Origin of the sequence: Paenibacillus sp. FSL H7-0918 (genome assembly GCF_038007025.1) — a bacterium.
GTDB lineage: Bacteria > Bacillota > Bacilli > Paenibacillales > Paenibacillaceae > Paenibacillus_AQ > Paenibacillus_AQ odorifer.
Genome location: NZ_JBBOWJ010000001.1, coordinates 2,049,528 through 2,068,000 on the forward strand (window position 1 = coordinate 2,049,528; position 18,473 = coordinate 2,068,000).

At 46.5% G+C, this 18,473-nt stretch carries 16 protein-coding genes; 6 read left to right on the plus strand and 10 right to left on the minus strand.

Annotation, left to right across the window (positions count from 1 at the left end):
• Positions 1 to 123: 123 nt before the first annotated feature.
• Both MHI15_RS09295 and MHI15_RS09300 read right to left on the minus strand, forming a co-directional pair.
• Entirely contained in the window at positions 124 to 705 is a 582-nt protein-coding gene (locus MHI15_RS09295; RefSeq protein ID WP_036685335.1) for a hypothetical protein, read from the minus strand.
• 18 nt (positions 706 to 723) lie between these two features.
• Entirely contained in the window at positions 724 to 1,260 is a 537-nt protein-coding gene (locus MHI15_RS09300) for a hypothetical protein (protein WP_248549586.1), read from the minus strand.
• Positions 1,261 to 1,643: 383 nt separating this feature from the next.
• Here MHI15_RS09300 and MHI15_RS09305 point away from each other — a divergent pair, with 383 nt between their 5' ends.
• The 5 genes from MHI15_RS09305 to MHI15_RS09325 all read left to right on the plus strand — a co-directional run bounded on the left by MHI15_RS09305 (position 1,644) and on the right by MHI15_RS09325 (position 9,091).
• Positions 1,644 to 1,982, plus strand: coding sequence for a DUF6385 domain-containing protein (locus tag MHI15_RS09305; RefSeq protein ID WP_076128014.1), 339 nt, complete (start codon positions 1,644 to 1,646; stop codon positions 1,980 to 1,982).
• A 28-nt stretch (positions 1,983 to 2,010) separates the two neighbouring features.
• The gene (locus tag MHI15_RS09310) at positions 2,011 to 3,549 is read left to right on the plus strand and encodes a DUF6385 domain-containing protein (protein WP_341164356.1); all 1,539 of its coding nucleotides are present in this window, start codon (positions 2,011 to 2,013) and stop codon (positions 3,547 to 3,549) included.
• Positions 3,550 to 3,662: 113 nt separating this feature from the next.
• Positions 3,663 to 5,708, plus strand: a complete 2,046-nt coding sequence (locus MHI15_RS09315) for a glycosyltransferase (RefSeq protein WP_341087702.1) — start codon at positions 3,663 to 3,665, stop codon at positions 5,706 to 5,708.
• Positions 5,705 to 7,126, plus strand: coding sequence for a tetratricopeptide repeat-containing glycosyltransferase family 2 protein (locus MHI15_RS09320; protein WP_341164357.1), 1,422 nt, complete (start codon positions 5,705 to 5,707; stop codon positions 7,124 to 7,126). Before MHI15_RS09315 ends, MHI15_RS09320 begins: the two co-directional genes overlap by 4 nt.
• 15 nt (positions 7,127 to 7,141) lie before the next feature.
• Entirely contained in the window at positions 7,142 to 9,091 is a 1,950-nt protein-coding gene (locus tag MHI15_RS09325; RefSeq protein ID WP_076306985.1) for a tetratricopeptide repeat-containing glycosyltransferase family 2 protein, read from the plus strand.
• A 25-nt stretch (positions 9,092 to 9,116) separates the two neighbouring features.
• On the opposite strand, the gene MHI15_RS09330 is transcribed toward MHI15_RS09325, so the two are convergent.
• The 8 genes from MHI15_RS09330 to MHI15_RS09365 all read right to left on the minus strand — a co-directional run bounded on the left by MHI15_RS09330 (position 9,117) and on the right by MHI15_RS09365 (position 17,645).
• Positions 9,117 to 9,854 carry a glycosyltransferase gene (locus MHI15_RS09330; protein ID WP_076128019.1) on the minus strand — a complete coding sequence of 246 codons (738 nt, stop codon included), beginning with the start codon at positions 9,852 to 9,854 and terminating at the stop codon, positions 9,117 to 9,119.
• Positions 9,847 to 11,052 carry a hypothetical protein gene (locus MHI15_RS09335; protein WP_341164358.1) on the minus strand — a complete coding sequence of 402 codons (1,206 nt, stop codon included), beginning with the start codon at positions 11,050 to 11,052 and terminating at the stop codon, positions 9,847 to 9,849. Before MHI15_RS09335 ends, MHI15_RS09330 begins: the two co-directional genes overlap by 8 nt.
• Positions 11,049 to 12,533, minus strand: coding sequence for a hypothetical protein (locus MHI15_RS09340; RefSeq protein WP_341164359.1), 1,485 nt, complete (start codon positions 12,531 to 12,533; stop codon positions 11,049 to 11,051). The genes MHI15_RS09335 and MHI15_RS09340 overlap by 4 nt, the downstream gene beginning before the upstream one ends.
• A gap of 69 nt (positions 12,534 to 12,602) precedes the next feature.
• Positions 12,603 to 13,682 (minus strand): sporulation protein YunB, encoded by a 1,080-nt coding sequence (gene yunB, locus MHI15_RS09345; protein WP_076099391.1) that lies wholly within the window; start codon positions 13,680 to 13,682, stop codon positions 12,603 to 12,605.
• Positions 13,683 to 13,836: 154 nt separating this feature from the next.
• Positions 13,837 to 14,448, minus strand: coding sequence for a TVP38/TMEM64 family protein (locus MHI15_RS09350; protein WP_076099392.1), 612 nt, complete (start codon positions 14,446 to 14,448; stop codon positions 13,837 to 13,839).
• A 287-nt stretch (positions 14,449 to 14,735) separates the two neighbouring features.
• A complete protein-coding gene (locus MHI15_RS09355; protein WP_341164360.1) occupies positions 14,736 to 15,605 on the minus strand; it encodes a glycine betaine ABC transporter substrate-binding protein in 870 nt (289 codons plus the stop codon).
• A 13-nt stretch (positions 15,606 to 15,618) separates the two neighbouring features.
• Positions 15,619 to 16,452, minus strand: a complete 834-nt coding sequence (locus tag MHI15_RS09360; protein ID WP_076099393.1) for an ABC transporter permease — start codon at positions 16,450 to 16,452, stop codon at positions 15,619 to 15,621.
• Positions 16,452 to 17,645: a quaternary amine ABC transporter ATP-binding protein gene (locus MHI15_RS09365; protein WP_036685362.1), complete on the minus strand. Its 1,194-nt coding sequence runs from the start codon at positions 17,643 to 17,645 to the stop codon at positions 16,452 to 16,454. The genes MHI15_RS09360 and MHI15_RS09365 overlap by 1 nt, the downstream gene beginning before the upstream one ends.
• A 256-nt stretch (positions 17,646 to 17,901) precedes the next feature.
• On the opposite strand from MHI15_RS09365, the gene MHI15_RS09370 reads away from it, so the two are divergent.
• Complete coding sequence (locus tag MHI15_RS09370; protein ID WP_036685364.1) at positions 17,902 to 18,459, plus strand: GbsR/MarR family transcriptional regulator; 558 nt, start codon at positions 17,902 to 17,904, stop codon at positions 18,457 to 18,459.
• Positions 18,460 to 18,473 lie beyond the last annotated feature (14 nt).

The window sequence follows — 18,473 nt, forward strand, 5'->3', positions numbered from 1 at the left end:
TCCAACTTTATTGTATAATGCCAATCCCCTTTATTTTCTATTCATTCCAACCTTCTATGTAAAACCTTAACCAAATGATGTCAAGGTTTACCACCGTTATAGGTTCAAAAAAAAATATAAACTCTATTGCTCCCACCAAAGAAGACCAAGTGCAGAAGTAATCGTTAAACCTACAGCCGAGCTAGATGAAGTTACGTTAGCACAAATAGCAGTCCCCGGCGGAACGATGATGCTGCCCGTAAAGTTCTGTGAGAAAGCGCCTGGAGCTAATTGATAATTGTAAAGCGTCGTCCCCCCGCTAATTGCCGCTGTTGAAGATTGAACGGTCATCGCACTTGTAGCCGCGCTTCCGAGATTATTATTGGTTGGTGTCAAGGTTGCAGGAGAGGTTAGCGTCCCTCCTTTTACAATTGTAAAGCTTCCAGACATAGCCGATAGCAGAGAAGATCCGCCGATACTGCCGCTAATACGTGAGATATATACGGTTTTCCCGCTACCAGCAGCATTACTAATCCGAATAGAAGTAATTGCAGAAATAAGACTAAGTACGACCAAACTAGACGCGGATGTGTTGGTAGAATACAAGACCGCAGCCTTCGAAGCACTTATTTCAGGTGGCGCGCTGATATCCGGAGATTGGAAGGTATTGACCATATCCACAAAAAGAGGTTGATCATTGTCGTTAAACACATATTGATTAGGCATGATTATCCCCTCCCATTTCTAATATTCCCACCAACTGATAGATGTTGTCGCTGCTGAAGTTCCCGATGCAATCGTGATGGACGTGGTTATGGAATTTCCGGGAGGAACAACGATTTGTCCAGTAAAATCAACAATGACGGGCCCCGCTGCCAGTAATAAAGATACTAGAGTGGCCGGCCCTCCCGTAGGGGCAGCAGTCGAGGTTCTGGCCGTCATCACACTGGTTAACGCACTTCCAAAATTAAAATTTATCGGTGTAACGGTAGTCCCGGTGACCGTAGCGTTCCTAAGTAGAGATAAATTAACAGCAGCTGTTGCCGAGCTAGCTGCAACACGGGATACATACAATGTACGTCCGCTGCCTGCCGGATTACTAATCTGAACAACTAACGGTGCAGCAGTCGTTACCGTAGAAGTAAAAGGGATTCCAAACAATAGCCCCGCCTTAGCCGCTCCTCCCTCCGGAGCTGAATCTATACCAGGTGCAACATACGTGTTGACTTGTTCTGTAAAGAGTGGCTGGCTACTCTGATTAAAGACTGAATCGTTTGGCATGCGCTATCCTCCCCGTACTTGAGCTTATCTTATTTTATGCCGCTCTAAGTAACAGGTTGTTTGGGAATGTGCGTATTTTTGCTTTCCCAGCCCAATCACCTCTTATTTTTCACCATATATTATTATCACCATTCGAATGGCTAAGGATTGTCCCTAACGGTTCGCGGCTTATTGAACTGCGGTTTATTGATGCTCAGGGCTCAAACGACGGTTAGGGTCCTTTTATGGACAGGGTTCCAGAAAACCCGTAGGAGGTGAATGAAATCCATAACGGTCTGGAACTAAAAAAGCGCAGCAAAATAAAACACTCAAAAAAACAGGGGAATTGTTCTAGAAATCCGCAATCATTTCCACCTCCAAAAGGTCGAAAAAACCGCCGTAAGGTGACGATCAGTCCTTTATTTTCCGAGCATCAATTTATCGGATTCCCCGTGTCCAGCTCCATTTCACCTCTGCCTTGGCAAAAAAGCGGAACCAAAACGATGATCTCTTACGCAGTTATGAACCAAGGAGACCACCCTGTTAGCGTCCGCTTGGAGATTAGTCCGAACAGTTTTGATTCTTTTATAGATTCAGAAGAGATCGTGGCTGCAAAAGAAATGAAGGTGCTAGTGCCAAGCAGATTTTTAAAGTGGACTCGGATATCCGCCTCCACGCAACAGTCAACGGGTTTAGGCAAAATTGATGTATACGTCCAAGCCCAGTCTATAGGTATGAGTTAACAATTTTATAAGAGAGGGACGAGGAACTTTGCCTAACTACAGCTCTTTTCAAGCTAATCCCGATAATCTACGAACGCTTATTTTTGGCCGGGATGCCTCGCTGATTGATCATCCGCTCACTACAGATCCAGGCGGAAATCTAACTACAATTATCCTAGATGGTACGATTTCCAATATACTCGGAGCTACCATCACTGCGGGTACTTTGTCCTCAGCAGGAACAGTTACCAACATTCTTAACGGGACCATTACTAGCGTACTCGGAGCTACCATCACTGCGGGTACTTTGTCCTCCGCAGGTACGGTTACCAACATTCTTAACGGGACGATCACTAGCGTACTCGGAGCTACCATCACTGCGGGTACTTTGTCTTCCGCAGGTACGGTTACCAACATTCTTAACGGGACGATCACTAGCGTACTCGGAGCTACCATCACTGCGGGTACTTTGTCCTCCGCAGGTACGGTTACCAACATTCTTAACGGGACTATTACTAGCGTACTTGGAGCTACCATCACTGCGGGTACTTTGTCTTCCGCAGGTACCATTACTAACATTCTCGAAGGCACGATTACTAGCGTGCTCGGAGCTACGATTACGGCTGGTACCATTACTAGTGTACTAGGCGCAACTATTACCGCGGGGACTTTGTCCTCAGCAGGTACGGTCACCAATATCCTTAACGGGACCATTACTAGTGTGCTAGGAGCTACGATCACAGCTGGTACCCTATCCTCAGCAGGTACCATTACTAACATTCTCGAAGGCACGATTACTAGCGTACTTGGAGCTACCATCACTGCGGGGACTTTGTCCTCCGCAGGTACGGTTACCAACATTCTTAACGGGACTATTACTAGCGTACTTGGAGCTACCATCACTGCGGGTACTTTGTCCTCAGCAGGTACAGTAACCAATCTCTTAAACGGGACCATTACCAGCGTACTTGGAGCTACGATCACAGCCGGTACTCTGTCCTCAGCAGGTACGGTCACCAACCTCCTAAACGGGACCATTACCAGCGTACTTGGAGCTACGATCACTGCGGGTACTCTGTCCTCCGCAGGTACGGTCACCAATCTCTTAAACGGGACCATTACCAGCGTGCTCGGAGCTACGATCACTGCGGGTACTCTGTCCTCCGCAGGTACGGTCACCAACCTCTTAAACGGGACCATTACCAGCGTGCTTGGAGCCACCATTACGGCTGGTACGCTCAGTAGTGTGACCTCTATTTCACAACGCAGCTTTATCGAACAGACGACGACGGGTATTGCAACTGCTAATGCCTATACTCCACTGCCAGCAGTGACTACGAGCGTATTGGGGACCTATTCCTTTTTCATCAATAACACTGGAGCTAACCCAGTCAACACACGAGTAGAAATCAGTGCTGACGGAACGAACTATTTCGTCGATACCACAGGAGATAATCCTTTAGCAGCAGGTTCTATCGATGTCATAGTTCCAGCCAGATTCCTGAAATATACACGCTTATCCTATCAATCAACGAATGCAGGGGCCGCCTCAACAATCAATGTAAGTTTCAACGCACAGGGAACGTAATGCAGATGCCCATCATATGTTGTAACGAAAGAGTGCATGGATATCCATGCGCTTTTTCTTTTGATAGCAAAAGCTGATTTCTACTTCTACATATGTAACAAGGAGGAAACAACGTGAACAATATTACGCTTGGCGTCCACCTCATCGTTAACAATGAAGCTGATCTTCTGCCCCACTGTCTCACAAGCGTAGCAGGTGTTGACGAGATTGTGATCATAGATACAGGCTCTACTGACGAATCCATAGCTATTTCCCAAGCGCACGGGGCTAGAGTATTCCAACGGGAATGGACAGAAAACTTTGCTGCAGCACGTAACGAAGGTCTCGATCAGGCGGATACCGATTGGATTCTAGTCCTTGATGCCGATGAACGCCTGCAAACTCCACTTCCGGAACTCCGCAGCCTCCTGCAAAACACGCAAGCTCAGGCTTTTACAGTACACATTGATAATTGGCTTGGCGTTCGGCCTGAGGATAAGGTAAAGCACAGTGCGGTTCGTATATTCCGAAATGGACAGGGTTATCGATATAGCGGAAGAATTCATGAAGGAATTGACGCTGCAATTCTTAAATCACATAACATCTCGGCGATTGTGCATAGTGATATTGAGATTGAACACTTCGGATATTTGCCGGAAATCATGGCACGAAAAAATAAAATCAAACGCAATGAGCATCTGCTGCGACTCGCTTTAGCCGAACAACCGGAAGATCCTTTTCACTCGTATAATTTAGCAGTCACCTGCTGTCAGGACGGTCGTCTTCAGGAAGCAGAGACATTACTTCGCCAGACCCTTCACCATGTGCCACTTGAAGCTTCTTACCGTCCTACGATGATTAGAGATCTCTGTAAAATTTATCTGACTCAAGGAAAAACCAATATCATAGATCCCTTGCTGTTGCCTGAATTGGAGCGTTATGAGGATTACCCTGACCTGCATTTTTTATTAGGCCAATCTTTGGAGAGTCAAGGCTTGTTAGAACGTGCTTTTCAAGCTTATCAGCGTGCAGCATCCATTTCTGGAGATCAGGTTAGTCAAAAATATGTATCTGAGCAAGGGATGAACACCTTCCGCCCACTTTATCGACTAGGCTTAATCTCAGAGCGGCTTGAGCTTCAGGAGGACGCTGCGAGATTCTACCACCGTGCGCTTCAACACCACTCTTTATATAGGCCTGCCTTGCAGGGAATAGCTTCTGCTTTTCAACGCTTAGCTGTACCCGACGAGGAGATTGCCAGCTTGCTGATACAACTCGTCCCCCCAACTAATGCTGCCCAACGAGCTGCAATCATTGACAGCTTATTTGCGATAAATGCTAATGAGACCATCACTAACTTATCCCGAGACACTTTTCCCTTGGAATTAGATACGGCAAATTGGATGATCTCTTCACTCCTGATCACCGGCAAGCTAGAGGACGCCTATGCAACCATAAGACAAATGACCTCCTTAGCTACGCAAGATAACCATGATTTAGAATATCTGAAAAAGTGGGCTACCCTCTGGGCTATTTGCTCTTGGGCGCTTTTTGGAGAATTCCACAATGACCTGCTAACCTATGCACCAGACGAACTCCGTTTCGGACTGCAATACATTCAGAAGTGCCACCAGCAACAAAAGGTAGATCCCGCTGAAGCAGAGGTAGATTCATTAACATTACATTCCTCATTCATTTCAGATTTGATCGAACAATCAGTAAAACTACACCAGCCCGCGTTAAGCGAAGCTTTGATAAAGCTGTTCCCTACCTTTCGGTCTGAATTAGCCGCAGCATTATATAAAGAAGGGAATAGGAATGCAGCCGGTGAGCATTTTATCAGGTTAGTTAGCGATCAAGCGGCTGATGCGAAGGTTCTTTTTTATATAGGTGAGATGGTCTTTGACAAGGGGCATTACACGGAAGCCAGTGAATGGTTTCAACAAGCGCTGGAGCAGATGCCTGAGCATGAGGCTGCCCGAGTGGGTTTAGCACTCTGTTACCTTCAGCAAGCGAAGCTTAGCATGGAGGAGGCACTGAACAGCTTGGATGCAGCTAACGTTCATGGTCCACTGCAAACGGATATTGGTGCCATCCATAAATCCATCTTTTTACTAAATCGTACACCGTGGCACACACAATGGAGCTTCCGCCAGAGTGAGGGGAGGACAGCCAAATGAGCATGCCAAGCCAAAAACCTCTGATTTCTCTATGCATGATCGTTAAGAACGAAGCAGATAACCTAAACCAATGTTTAAAAAGTGTACGTGGTGTCGCCGATGAGATTATTGTAGTCGATACTGGCTCTACTGACTCCACGCTACAAATTGCTCTAAGCTTTGGAGCTAAAGTTGTTCACCATCCTTGGAATGGCGATTTTGCCGCTGCCCGCAACGCGGGTCTTCAGCAAGCCCACGGACAATGGATTCTCATTCTGGATGGAGACGAGGAACTGGATGCGAAAAGTAAGGGGGAGCTGTTGCTGTGTGCGGAGCATTTGGAGTATGAAGCTTTTTTTCTGCGCATTCATAATCATAAAGGTTTAACCGCAGCTTCCCAGACCATTACTGTTAATCCGATTATCCGGCTATTCCGTAACCGCCCGCAGTACCGTTTCAGCGGCATCATCCACGAACAGATTGCAGAAACGATCGTAAGAGCTACACCCAAAGCAGCTATGCATTTAAGCAACGTAGTCATCCATCATTACGGTTATGCAGACGGCGTAGTAGCAAAAAAAGATAAGATCAAACGAAATGTAGAGCTGCTCAAGGAACAGCTAAAGTTAAATCCCAATGACCCCTTTCACCATTTCAATATGGCTGTTGAATATATGCGGCTTAGTGAATATCAACCGGCTCTAGAGCATATCAAAAGATCACTTAACGAAGCTCCACCCGACACAAGTTACGTTCATCTGCTGCACAAATATCAAATCCGCTGCCTGGCAGAATTAAAAGATTTCAACGCGGCGCTGGAAGCTTGCGACTCAGGGATAACCTTACATCCGGATTATCCTGACTTGGCTCATATCAAAGGTGTGCTGCTGTTTCAAATGGGGGCCCTAGCTGAGGCCAAAACAGCATTGCTGCAAGCCTTAGTCATTGGAGAAGCTCCTTCCGGTTACCATACCGAGTCCGGATTCGGATCTTATTTGACATTTTATTTGCTGGGACAGTTATGCGAAGAAATAGGCGATGAGACCGAAGCCTGTGCCTGTTATACCAAAGCTGCTCAGCTTCATCCCGAGCCAACGCCCATCATAACCCGACTGATCCGAGCCTTAAAATGTGCTGAGCGCGAAAATGAAATTTCGGGCTGGCTTCACGCTCATCTACCCGAATACACAGCTGTTAAAAGCGGACTTCTCTTAGATTTAATGCGGATTGAGGGATGTGAAGAGGCAGCAAAACAGCTGATGAAGACCACAGGGCAGTCCTCATCTAATGACTCGTTATTCAACCCAGCCTATCACCCAGGGCGTTCGGAGCTTTTGTTGGCGGATCGTCTGCTTGCCTCCCTCACTTCCTCAACCCCCTATTCTCCAGCGGCTAAAAGAGTGCGACTCGCACTTCCACTGCCCAGAGTTTCAGATTAGGAAGGACGTATTCCTATGACCACACCGGATATCACACTTTGCATGATTATTAAGAACGAGGCAAACCATCTGGAGAAATGCTTATCCTCTGTGCGCGGGCTAGTGTCTGAGATTATCATTGCGGATACAGGCTCAGAGGATAACAGTAAAGAAATCGCTCAGAGGTTCGGTGCAAAGATTATCGACATTCCTTGGGAAAATGATTTTGCCAAAGCGCGGAATATAAGCCTAGAGTATGCAACTTCCGCTTGGGTTCTGGTACTGGATGCTGATGAGGCTGTGGATCATTGGAGTGAGGAGCTGCTCCAGCCCTTGCTTGGTGCCGAGTATATTCATGGGTATTGGCTGCCCATTATCCACTATGTCGGTGAAATACCTGAAGCGGATTTTGTTACAGATCATGTCTGTCGATTATTCAAAAATGATAAAAGAATTATTTTTCGCGGAAGTATTCATGAGGAGATTGCCAGCAGCATTTGGGAGCTTCCAGCGGGGGAGATCGCTTATGCAGATTTGCGTATTTTCCACTACGGATATTTAGAAGATGAACTGCTGCGTAAAAATAAATATAACCGCAATTTAGCACTCATCAACAGGGATCTGCGGCTTCAACCGAACCATCTTTTTCTTCGTTACGCGTTAGGGGCAGAGTATTATCAGCAGGGTCAATATAAAGAAGCGGCAGAGATCCTCCTTCCGCTGCTCACCGATGTTCCAGCCCCTTCCGGTTATGTCTCAGATATTTACCTTAAGACGGCGTACGCCTTACAACTATGTGACCGAAAGCAGGAAGCCGAGGAAGTTTTTCGTACGGGGAGCGGTCTTTTTCCTGATTTCACGGATTTATTAGAAAGCTATGCCCTCCTATTACTGGAACAAGGGAAGCTCAGCTCAGCCAAGCACTTCTTGGAGAACGCACTTCAGAGCGGGAATACAGCACAGAAATACCCTTCTTCCTCAGGCAGTGGAACGTATCGGACAGAACTACTAGCCGGAAGAGTCTGTGAGAAGTTATACCAATATCCGGATGCGTGGAGACATTACGAGGCTGCTATACAACATAAGCCTGATTATAGCGAAGCGTGGAAAGAACTCGTCCCACTAAGCCTTCTATCTGGAGAGAAGGCACAACTACGAGCATTGACCCACAACTATCTTCACTCTTTATCTCCTGATACTTTGAGTTATCTTCTGCCCGCAGCGCTCAATGCCCGCGATCCGGAATGGCAAGCTGAGCTTTCTACAGCCAGCCAGTTACCCTCATCTGTTCAGGCTGCATTGCAGGCGATTCTGGAAATAAACAATCAACCGGAACATTTTCAGACACTCGCACCGCTTGAACAGCTGCTTCATGATCCTTCCCATCTTTCCAACCGATCCTTTGTACTTGGCTACCTGTGGGCTTTCTCTTGCCGTATTGGAGATACTGAGTCTGCCATGCGCTGGCTTGTCTGTCTATTGCCTTACAGACCGGGGATTTTATCGATCCATCATATTTTAGCGGGGAATTATAGACTTAAAGCTGATCTTTCGGATCTCAACTATGCAGCACAATTGCTGCTTCAGACTGGTGCTTGGAATAGTTTATTGACACTTTATCGCCATTCGGAAGGATCTTCCTTACAATGGTCCAGTCTGCCGCAGCCCTTACTCTACGGATTACTCGAAGCCCCTACCTCCATAAAAAAACAATGGTGCTCTATTTATGTCAGCAAGCACCCTCAATATCATACGCCTGCGGACTGTACCGAGTGGCATTTATACGCTGCGATATCCTACTCCTGCGGAGAGATGCCCATCCTTCATGTAGAGGATGAAGCCGCTTTGCGTAGAGTCGGGGGGGCTACCGCAGCCGTGAGCCTCGCTTATTACAAGCTGCAGCTCGCAGCAGAAGTATATCCGCAAGGGATACCATCAGCTCATATCCCATCTGCGCTGCTTCTGAGATCTGCCAGCCGGACTTAGCCGGTTGGCAGATCAGATGCGGATTTCAAAGCTCCTCTTGCCATTCCACCAGATGGGGCTGCTCATCAAGGATAGATTCGTACTGCTCCAGACTACCCCAGCGCCCCTCTGGATCAAGCTCCAGGTAACGCGAGTATTTTCGCCGAAGCTCCTCAGGGGATATCGCCCAACCATAATGTTTCACACGCAGCTCGGTAAGAAACCCCGGCAATACCGAATAAGAGAGCGGAAGTCTTGGCACATGATGATCCATTTTCGGAAAAAAATAATGAAAGTTCGGCAAATACCGGACTAGTGTACGGGTATGCTTCGTGTGGATATTCCAATGCTCATCTTCACGGTAATGTGTGGTGCCACCCCAAAAATCAAATAATCGGAAGGATACCCAGTCATACACATCCTGATTGATGAGTCGCCTCATCTCCCGTTTAGCAGACTCTTCATAGAATTCATCGGCATCCACAGACAGCAGCCAATCCGGATTCGTAGATACCGCCAGCTCCCACAATGTTTGCCGTAGCTCCCATTCACGGTTAAACAAAGAGCTTTGCAGGGTTACGAGCTTCTTAACTTTAGCAAAAGAGAGACATAACTGAGCCGTATGATCTGTACTTCCATCATCCACGATCACAATATCATCCACGAACTCACTTAATTCCTCCAGCACCTGCTCTAAATACCTTCCGGCTTCGTTCCTAACCTGCATAATAGCGGTCAGACGGTTGCCTGATGTTTTGCGGAGTGGCCCTCTATGACTACTCATCCTCCACTCTCCTTCTCAATCGTCTTACAGCCTCTTCGAGATCTGCCATCTCTGACAAAAGTGGCCATGCCTGATTGTCTTGCCCTCCTGCATTTAAAAAGCTGCGAATGGCCTCGTGCCGCCTGCCATACAGCAAGTGTATGGTGCCTTCCATGGCTTCATCCACATTTTCTTCCTGCTCATGTTGCAGCACTATTGCCTTTTCCCATTGAAAAGTCCGAACATAATTTTGCACCAGCAACGCTTTTGCCTCGGGAGAAGTTAGCGGACTTAAAATTCTTACCGCCGCTGCCTCATCCTCATTCCGGTGGAACAACTCCGCACGAACCAGTTCATCCTGCCCGGAATGGAGCCAGCCCTCCATCCTTTCTACTGCTTGCTTCTCCTCTGCGGTAAATGCTGTAATCGCAAATTGGCGGACCGCCGTTTCCAGATTCCCTGTCTTGGCTTCTATTGCAGAAAAAAACCGGAAGTGTGAAATAAGGCAATTCAAATATTCATACAGAACCATTAACTCAAAGGATTGCGCCAGATATCGATTCGCTGTGGAGTCCCCAAGCAAATACAAATAAGATGCTGCCAAATAATGTACAACAGGCTGGCTGGGCAGCTTGGCGCACATCGAAGTATAATAATCCGCCCTAAGCTGGAGTTGAATCCTAAACCAGTCCTTAGCAAGGAGGGGCTCCTCCTGCCATAAGCTCCCAATCGCCTTACTCCATAACACTTCATAATCTGTCAGAAAATAAATCCGCTCGCGCTGACATACAACTCCATAGGATTCCTGCTGATCCCCGTCGAGATAAATAATATTCTCCCTGCACAAGCTCTGCTCCAAATAGATCCGTTCTGATCGGGTTCCTACTAGATCGGCCTTTGCTCCAAGCAAGCCGCTGTATTTATCCCATAAGACCTTATTTTCTTCTTCCGGACAGCGCTCTAACAAAGCCACTATATATCCCGCTTGCAAAGAAAGAACCTCGGGCAGCCAATAGGGAGAAGAGACCAGAAGTGTGTACTCCCTCGCCTTGAGAGTATGAATATCCGCGATCATTACTGGCTTGATCTGGCTGTTAGTCTGCTGCTCAAGAGTCATTCTTCCGGCAAAACAGACCTCTTCCCGCTCGGGCAGAAGATCCAACAGTCTTTTATATTCGTATTCCTCCCAGGAGCCTCTGCTCAGAATTAAATATTTCATGATTGCGCCTCCTTGCCCCTGCTCCTATCTGCCTTTTTCCCCTGCGGTTCGGACAAATCCCCCACATAACCTATAGTTAGTGAAGCTTCAGGGTGAAGCTGCAATTGGTGCGAAGTAGACGCCTTACAGGTAATCACTCCAGGCACATTCCCGCCTTTATGAGCAACTCGCTGTAATGGAAAAACAATTCCCGAAGGGTCCCCCCTAAGCAACCGCCCCACCTCTTCGTCCATATCCGTAGATAAACTAACGATCAGATCTGCGGAACCTTGGGTGATCGCCTTCACTACCCGTTCAACGTAATATTTCTCATATCTGATAGAGTCTGATAAATACACAGTTATCTCACTCTCAAATAATGCAGATGCATTCCTCAAAGCCCGCAGCCAAGCCTCTTGACCACGAACTGTAATCACTACATCCTGTTCATTTACTGGCAAGCCGGGAGCTGTGTTCATCCAGCTGTCCTTGATCCAGATCCAGCGAATATTCTTGTAGCTCTGCTGCTCCTGTGTAGCTGCCCATTCCTGCGGAAGAGGGTCCCCATTCCCATCCTCTTCGCAATAAACAATCGCCGTCACTAATGGCGTTGTCAAGGATGCCTTACCGAGTGGAATAACAGGTTGTGTTGATTGTAAGAATCCATTCTTCGGTACAAGATGTTCTTCGGCTTCTAAGACATCTTCCAGCGCCCATTTTGTACTGTACGCCTGCCAGCCATCCGCAAGTGTTGGTCCGTTCAGCCTTCTCTGGCCCCTATCAAGTGAATGTATAGCATGAACATACACAGCATCACTTAGCGCCAGCTTGGCTCCAGACTGCCGGGCTCGAAGACACCAATCGGCAATCATAAGAGGCCGCGCTTGAAGCGAGGTGTCCAACCCTCCAATACGCTGAAGCAGCTCTTTAGAGAACAGGAGGCAAGAACCCGTTAGTACATCCATCTCTCGCCATTCTCCTTGATGCCGGCCAAGACTGTAGCTTACATGAGCAGCAAACTCATCATAGGTGCCGAAGTGAAGACGTTTCTTCCCTTCCCCTCTTTCGGTTGAAGAGCGAGGGGCCACCACCTTAACTGCAGCGTCATCAAAAGGAACCCACAATAGCTCACTTAGCCAGCCAGGCGATACCATGATCGAATCTTCAAGCAAAACCGCGAAACTGGTTTCGATCTGTGCCAAAGCCTGGTTAGGCATGTACTCCTCCTTTTCATAAGGAAGAAAGAGAATCGACTGCTCCGGTGAGAACTGTCCCGCTAAAGTTTCCATAGGAAAATCAGGAGTCATCGCCACAGCAATAATGCGCACAGACTCTCCAGAATGGAGCAGCAGCAAGGGTAAGCAAGCTGCGGCACATTCCAGGCGGCTTAGCTCAACTACAAGGGTAAGCCCATCTTTACTCGGCAGTGGAAGTAGTCCCGTGCGCTCCAAGAACCCATACCTTCCCGCCAAGCGTTCCACATTCAGAGATTCTTGCGACATTAGGATTCACGCTCCATTTATTAAAGCTGTTCTACCTATAGTCTATGAGCACTGAAGCATGATATCCCCTTAATTTCCTCCGCCCGCGCCTTTGTCTTCTTCCGTATGCTCTGCACCCGTACTCGCGGGATCGGTTGCCGCTGGAGACGAGCTGTTATCTTTCTGACTGTTACTGGAGGTATCCTTGCCCTGATCCACTACTCCACTCTTATCCCCGCCTACAGCTGGAGCAGGAATGGCAATTCCCGGAGCACTGCTGCCGTTAGCCCCCACAGGTTGACCTTGATTATCGTAATAATACATAGGTACATCTCCAACAACCATCAGATAAGACACAGGAATTTCTGTATCCACTACCTGCGGCTCCATATCAAAAGGAATGACGACTGCAACCTCTGTCACAATATGAATGTATACCTCGACCAGAATCATATTGATCCCAGCGTTTTGCTGGCGGGTGCTGAGTTCAACCTTAACCGCACCTTGTGGTTCAATCTTGATCGGAATATCGGGTCCATAAGAAGCAATAAGGGGACTGCCCAGCGCTTGCCCCAGCGGAATATATTCTGTTCGATTATGCAATTCCTGCAGCGTAGACTGAATGACCTGTGCCGCTTGCGAAGTAATACGCATATGCTCCGCGTAGTTGAGCATGAACCCTGATATTTTCCCGTTCTTATCCGTCTTCCAATCAATTAACTCTTCCGCATTCCCTCCATTCGCAACCTGAGAGGTAATCGCCTTGTTAATCGATTCCGTAGCGATTTGCTTCACACGTATTTGTGCTAAATGCAGGATGGGCGGCTTCATATGCAGCTCCACATAGCGCAAGGATTGCAGCACCAGCACAAGTATTACTAAGGAGGCTATCAGCCAAAATTTGCGTCGGCTTCTTGGCTTATGTGTTCTTCCGCCTGCAACCGTTACCTTACTCTCTGGCCGGCTGGATAACCTAAAGCGGCCTTTGCTACGTTTGGCTTCAAAGCGCGTACGCTGCGGCCTAACCGCTGCCCGGCTGGGTTTTGACTTGAATGCAGAGCTTCTCGCTGAGAATCTCCGATTCGTGTCCCCATTTATTTTTGGCAGCCGAAAATGGCCTAGATCAGGTATTCTCAGCCTTCGGTTCCCCCATTTTTTCAATCTGCCCATTGCAATAGTCCCTCCCGCCTTACGCAGAGGTCAAGCCACCTCCACTTAATTTAAGGTATTCGCTAAGAGGACAAAAAAGAAGAACGTTCCCTCCGGCAAACTGCGCCTGAAGTAACGTTCTTCATCCTTTAGATCATGAACTGGGAAGATGATATTAGTGCATTCTGCTCCGCTTATCCTCCTGCAAATGGTCCCAATGACGCCGAATAAAGATGCCAATGAGAATAGCTATAAACACCGCATACCAGGTAAGATAACCATTCCATTCTTCACGCGGAACAATTAGGGTGGATCCGATCGTACCGAATAACCATATATAAGACAAATTACCAAGTACGGTTCCCCATATAAAAGATGAGGCTTTAATCGGTGAAACAGCAGACATGAAATTGATTACATTATTCGGAATAATCGGGATCGTACGCAATAGCACCAGTGTCCAAATCCCATATCGATCCAAGTAACGTTGCCATTTATCATAGCGCTTCAGTTTGCTTCTCCATTTTCGGTCAAACCAGTTATACAGATATCGCCGAATGAGAAAATACATCAGTATTCCGCCCAGATTGCAGGCCAGCCAACTGATCAGCATACCTCCAATTACGTTAAAAACAGAGACATGCAGCACGATCAAAATTACGAATGGAAAAAATCCTAATATACTCTGCAAAAGTGCAAGCGGGATGGTCACGAATAAAATAGATGGCCCGCTAAGGCCCAGCGTTTGCAGCAGCCAATCAATCCAGGTATTTATGGTCTCTGTCATGAAGCAGTCTCCTCTCTTGACTCCTTGCAGCAGCTGCCTCCTGATTTACTTTGACAAAGCATAAGTCTAAGTGTGTAAACTAGGTATCCATTCTTATTGAAATATAAGCAGGGTACACTAAGAGCTTGTAATGCTTTGCTTATATTCCCAAGAAAAACACCCCTTACGGGGTGTTTTATTGAATGAGCTTGCTTATGAAGTGTAATGTGTAAAGAACAGTAGTTAGCGTACAAGTTACATTTTTGTTTCCATTTATTCTTCACATCATAACACAGTTTTTAATCTACTTACAATTCTATACCTGCAACCCAAGCATTCACTTTATCCGGATTGCTCTCCACCCAAGTTTTAGCGGCTTCTTCTGGTGACTTGCCACCCTGAACCTCAATCATTACTTTGGCCATATCTTCTGCTGTCCATTCGAATTGATCCAGGAATTTGTAGACATTCGGCATGTCATCTTTCAGACCTTGGCGAACCATCGTGTGGATCTGTTCATCCGCACCGTAAACCCCTTTTGGATCTTCCAGATATTTCAGATCCATATTGGCGAACATCCAGTGCGGTGTCCAGCCTGTAACAACGATTGGTTCGTTGTTGTCATAAGCCTTTTGCAGTTCCTGAGCCATCGCTGCGGATGAGCTTTCAAGAAGTGTGTAATCGCTAAGATCATATTCAGCGATAGCTTTTTCTGTGGTTGTCATAATGCCGGCACCTGGCTCAATGCCGATAATGCGATTGTTCAGCTTTGCTGCCATATCACTGTTCTTCAAGTCTTCAATAGAGTTAATATCCATATAGGCCGGAACAGCCAAGCCAACCTTAGTCCCGTTTAGATTTGCATCCAAATCTTCAATTTTTGCACCGTACTTCTCTAAATAAGCCGCATGGGTGCTTGGCAGCCAAGCTGCAACCATTCCATCCGCACTACCGTCTGCAACCCCAGCCCACATTGGACCAGCATCTACCTGCAGCATTTCAACGGTAGCTCCAAGCTTAGTTTCAAGTACTTCCTTTACTACATAAGTACTCGCAATTTCCGAATCCCATGCTACATATGCTAATTTTACCTTCTCTTTACTTGATGAGGAACATCCAGCAATAACAGCAATCATCATAATAACTAACAGGAATACCCCTATATTTTTCTTCTTCATTTATTTAAAACTCCTATCTTTGTTTTGGTTTTAGTGCGTTCTGTGTCAAACGGTCCAGCAGAATGGCGATAATAACGATCGCAATCCCTGCTTCGAATCCGTCTCCTGTCTTAGCCTGTGATACCGCACGGTATACATAGGCACCCACGCCCTGTGCACCAATCATCGATGAGATAACAACCATTGACAGTGACAACATAATGGTCTGGTTCACACCTGCCATAATTGTTGGTAAAGCGATTGGAAGCTGCAATTTAACCAATTTCTGAGTAGGTGTCGATCCGAAAGCATCTGCTGCCTCCACCAGTTCCTCCGAAACCTGACGAATTCCGAGATTGGTCAAGCGAATCGTTGGCGGAATTGCAAAAATAATCGAAGCAATAACCCCTGGAACTACGCCCAGTGAGAAAAAGGATACCGCTGGCAATAAATATACAAAAGCCGGCATCGTCTGCATAAAGTCCAAAATAGGCGTAACTATATTTCTAACGGTATTTCTCTGCGCACATAAAATACCAATCGGCACACCAATTACTACAGCCAATATCGAGGCGGTTAGAACAAGGGCCAAGGACTGCATAGAAGGTCCCCATAATCCAAGATTATCGATCAGAAGCAACCCAATGACCGCAAATAGTGCCATGCGCCATTTACCGATCCAATAAGACAAAGCTGCAATAAGCACGATAAGTACTAGTGCTGGCAGGAAGGTAAGTGCATTTTCAATGCCAGCCACCATACCACCGATAATCGAATGGATGAAGTCAAACAGGGGCCCACAATAAGTCGTCAGCCAATTTTCCAACCACTCGAGTGCCTTTCCCAAAGGCAGTTTAGGAATGTCCATTATAATCCTCCTTCCGGTACCGCGTTGCCGGCGAGTGCGGAAAGAACGGCTCCTTTAATCACAATACCCTTCAATTTATCCGCTTCATCTACGACGGCTACAGGCAAATGTGTCTCAGATATTAATTCAAAGAAATCATTGAGTAGCGTTTCCGGTTGTACACGTGGGATTTCTCTCCGCGTTACTTCCAGAATAGATTTATTATCATTCAGTGCCTTAAGGGCATCCTCAGCTGTAATAACACCCAGAAGCTTATTTTCCTTGTCCACTACATACAGACTGAATATACCACTGTCACGCATTAATTGAAGCGCTACCCGAGGCCCGCGTTCAGGTCTGACTGTTTCCGGCTGACGCATTACATGAGCTGCAGTCAATACCTTAGACAAGTCCACATCCTCCACGAATCGCTCTACATATTTATTGGCAGGTTGGATGAGGATTTCTTCCGGTGTACCAATTTGCACAATGACTCCGTCCTTCATCAGTGCGATCCGATCTCCAATCCGCAAAGCTTCGTCTAGATCATGAGTGATAAACACGATGGTCTTCTTCACTCTGGCCTGTAATTCCAGCAGCTCTTGCTGCATGTCTTTACGAATAAGCGGATCCAGTGCACTAAATGCCTCATCCATAAGCAGGATATCCGGGTCGTTGGCAAGGCCCCGTGCCAGTCCAACACGCTGCTGCATCCCTCCACTGAGTTGATCAGGACGATGATTCTCCCAACCTTTCAGACCTACCAGATGCAAGGCTTCCGTTGCCAGTTCAGTTCTTTTCTTTTTATCTACGCCCTGAACTTCAAGCCCGTATGCTGCATTCTCCAGTACGCTTCGATGTGGAAATAATGCGAACTTCTGAAACACCATGCCGATGTTCTTCCGTCTGAATTGGCGCAGCTGCTCCGGATTCATTTTCACAACATCTTTCCCTTTAAAAAGAACTTGCCCCCCTGTAGGCTCAATCAAGCGGTTCAACAAACGAACCAGCGTCGACTTACCGCTGCCGGACAAACCCATAATGACGAATATTTCTCCTTCTTCAATGCTGAATTCGGCTTTGTTGACTCCGACTGTCAACTTCAATTCCTGAGCAATTTTTTCCTTCGACATCCCTTGCTCTAATAAAGGAATCGCGCGTCCCGCATCATGACCGAATACTTTGGTTAGTTGTTTCACCTCTATAATAGCCATGCCGTCCTCCTTCTCCCGAAATGTTATCCGGGTTTAGTTCACTTATAGTAGTTTACCGGACTATTGAAAATTCATGCAAACACCATATACGGATAAAAATTAGTGTACAGTTTTAACTTTACGAACTTTATGTATGGAATACTCTGTTTTACGCCAAATTCCTTTATTCATGAATTCTTTACTTATGGAGGGGGATTTGATTACAATACATTGTATAAGGTTGCAGTCTATCGACCTATTCCTCAGGAGGGACATCATGAACGATTTAGAAGGGCTTACGCCCGAACAAATAGAGAAGATTAGTAAAGCCCGTGAACGTGTGATCGATTCTATCGGCAAAAACATGGATCTGTATGGCATTACCTTGTCTATTGGACATTTATACGGTTATATGTACTTCAATCAAGGTCCAGTAACACTGGATGAGCTCAGCAAAACAATGGGAATGAGTAAAACGTCCATGAGTACGGGAGTCCGTACCCTTCTAGATCTGAAAATGATCGACAAAGTATGGGGGAGAGGGACGCGCAAAGACTTGTTCACCACTGTGCCTGACTGGCATCAGAACTTCAGTGATTACTTCTCTATTAAATGGAGAAAAGCCGTCGAAGGTAATATGATCTCACTAGCGAAATCACTTGCAGAAATTAACGATATGAAAAAAGAGTATAGTGACGATAGTAAACTTATGCAGCTCTTAAATACAGATGAAGAAAAAATAACTGAATCCATTAACTACTACCGCTGGTTGCTGAAACTAATAGAATCTTTTGAGAGTGGCAAAATTTTTGAATTTATCCCTAAAGAAACTTAAATCAAACCCACAAA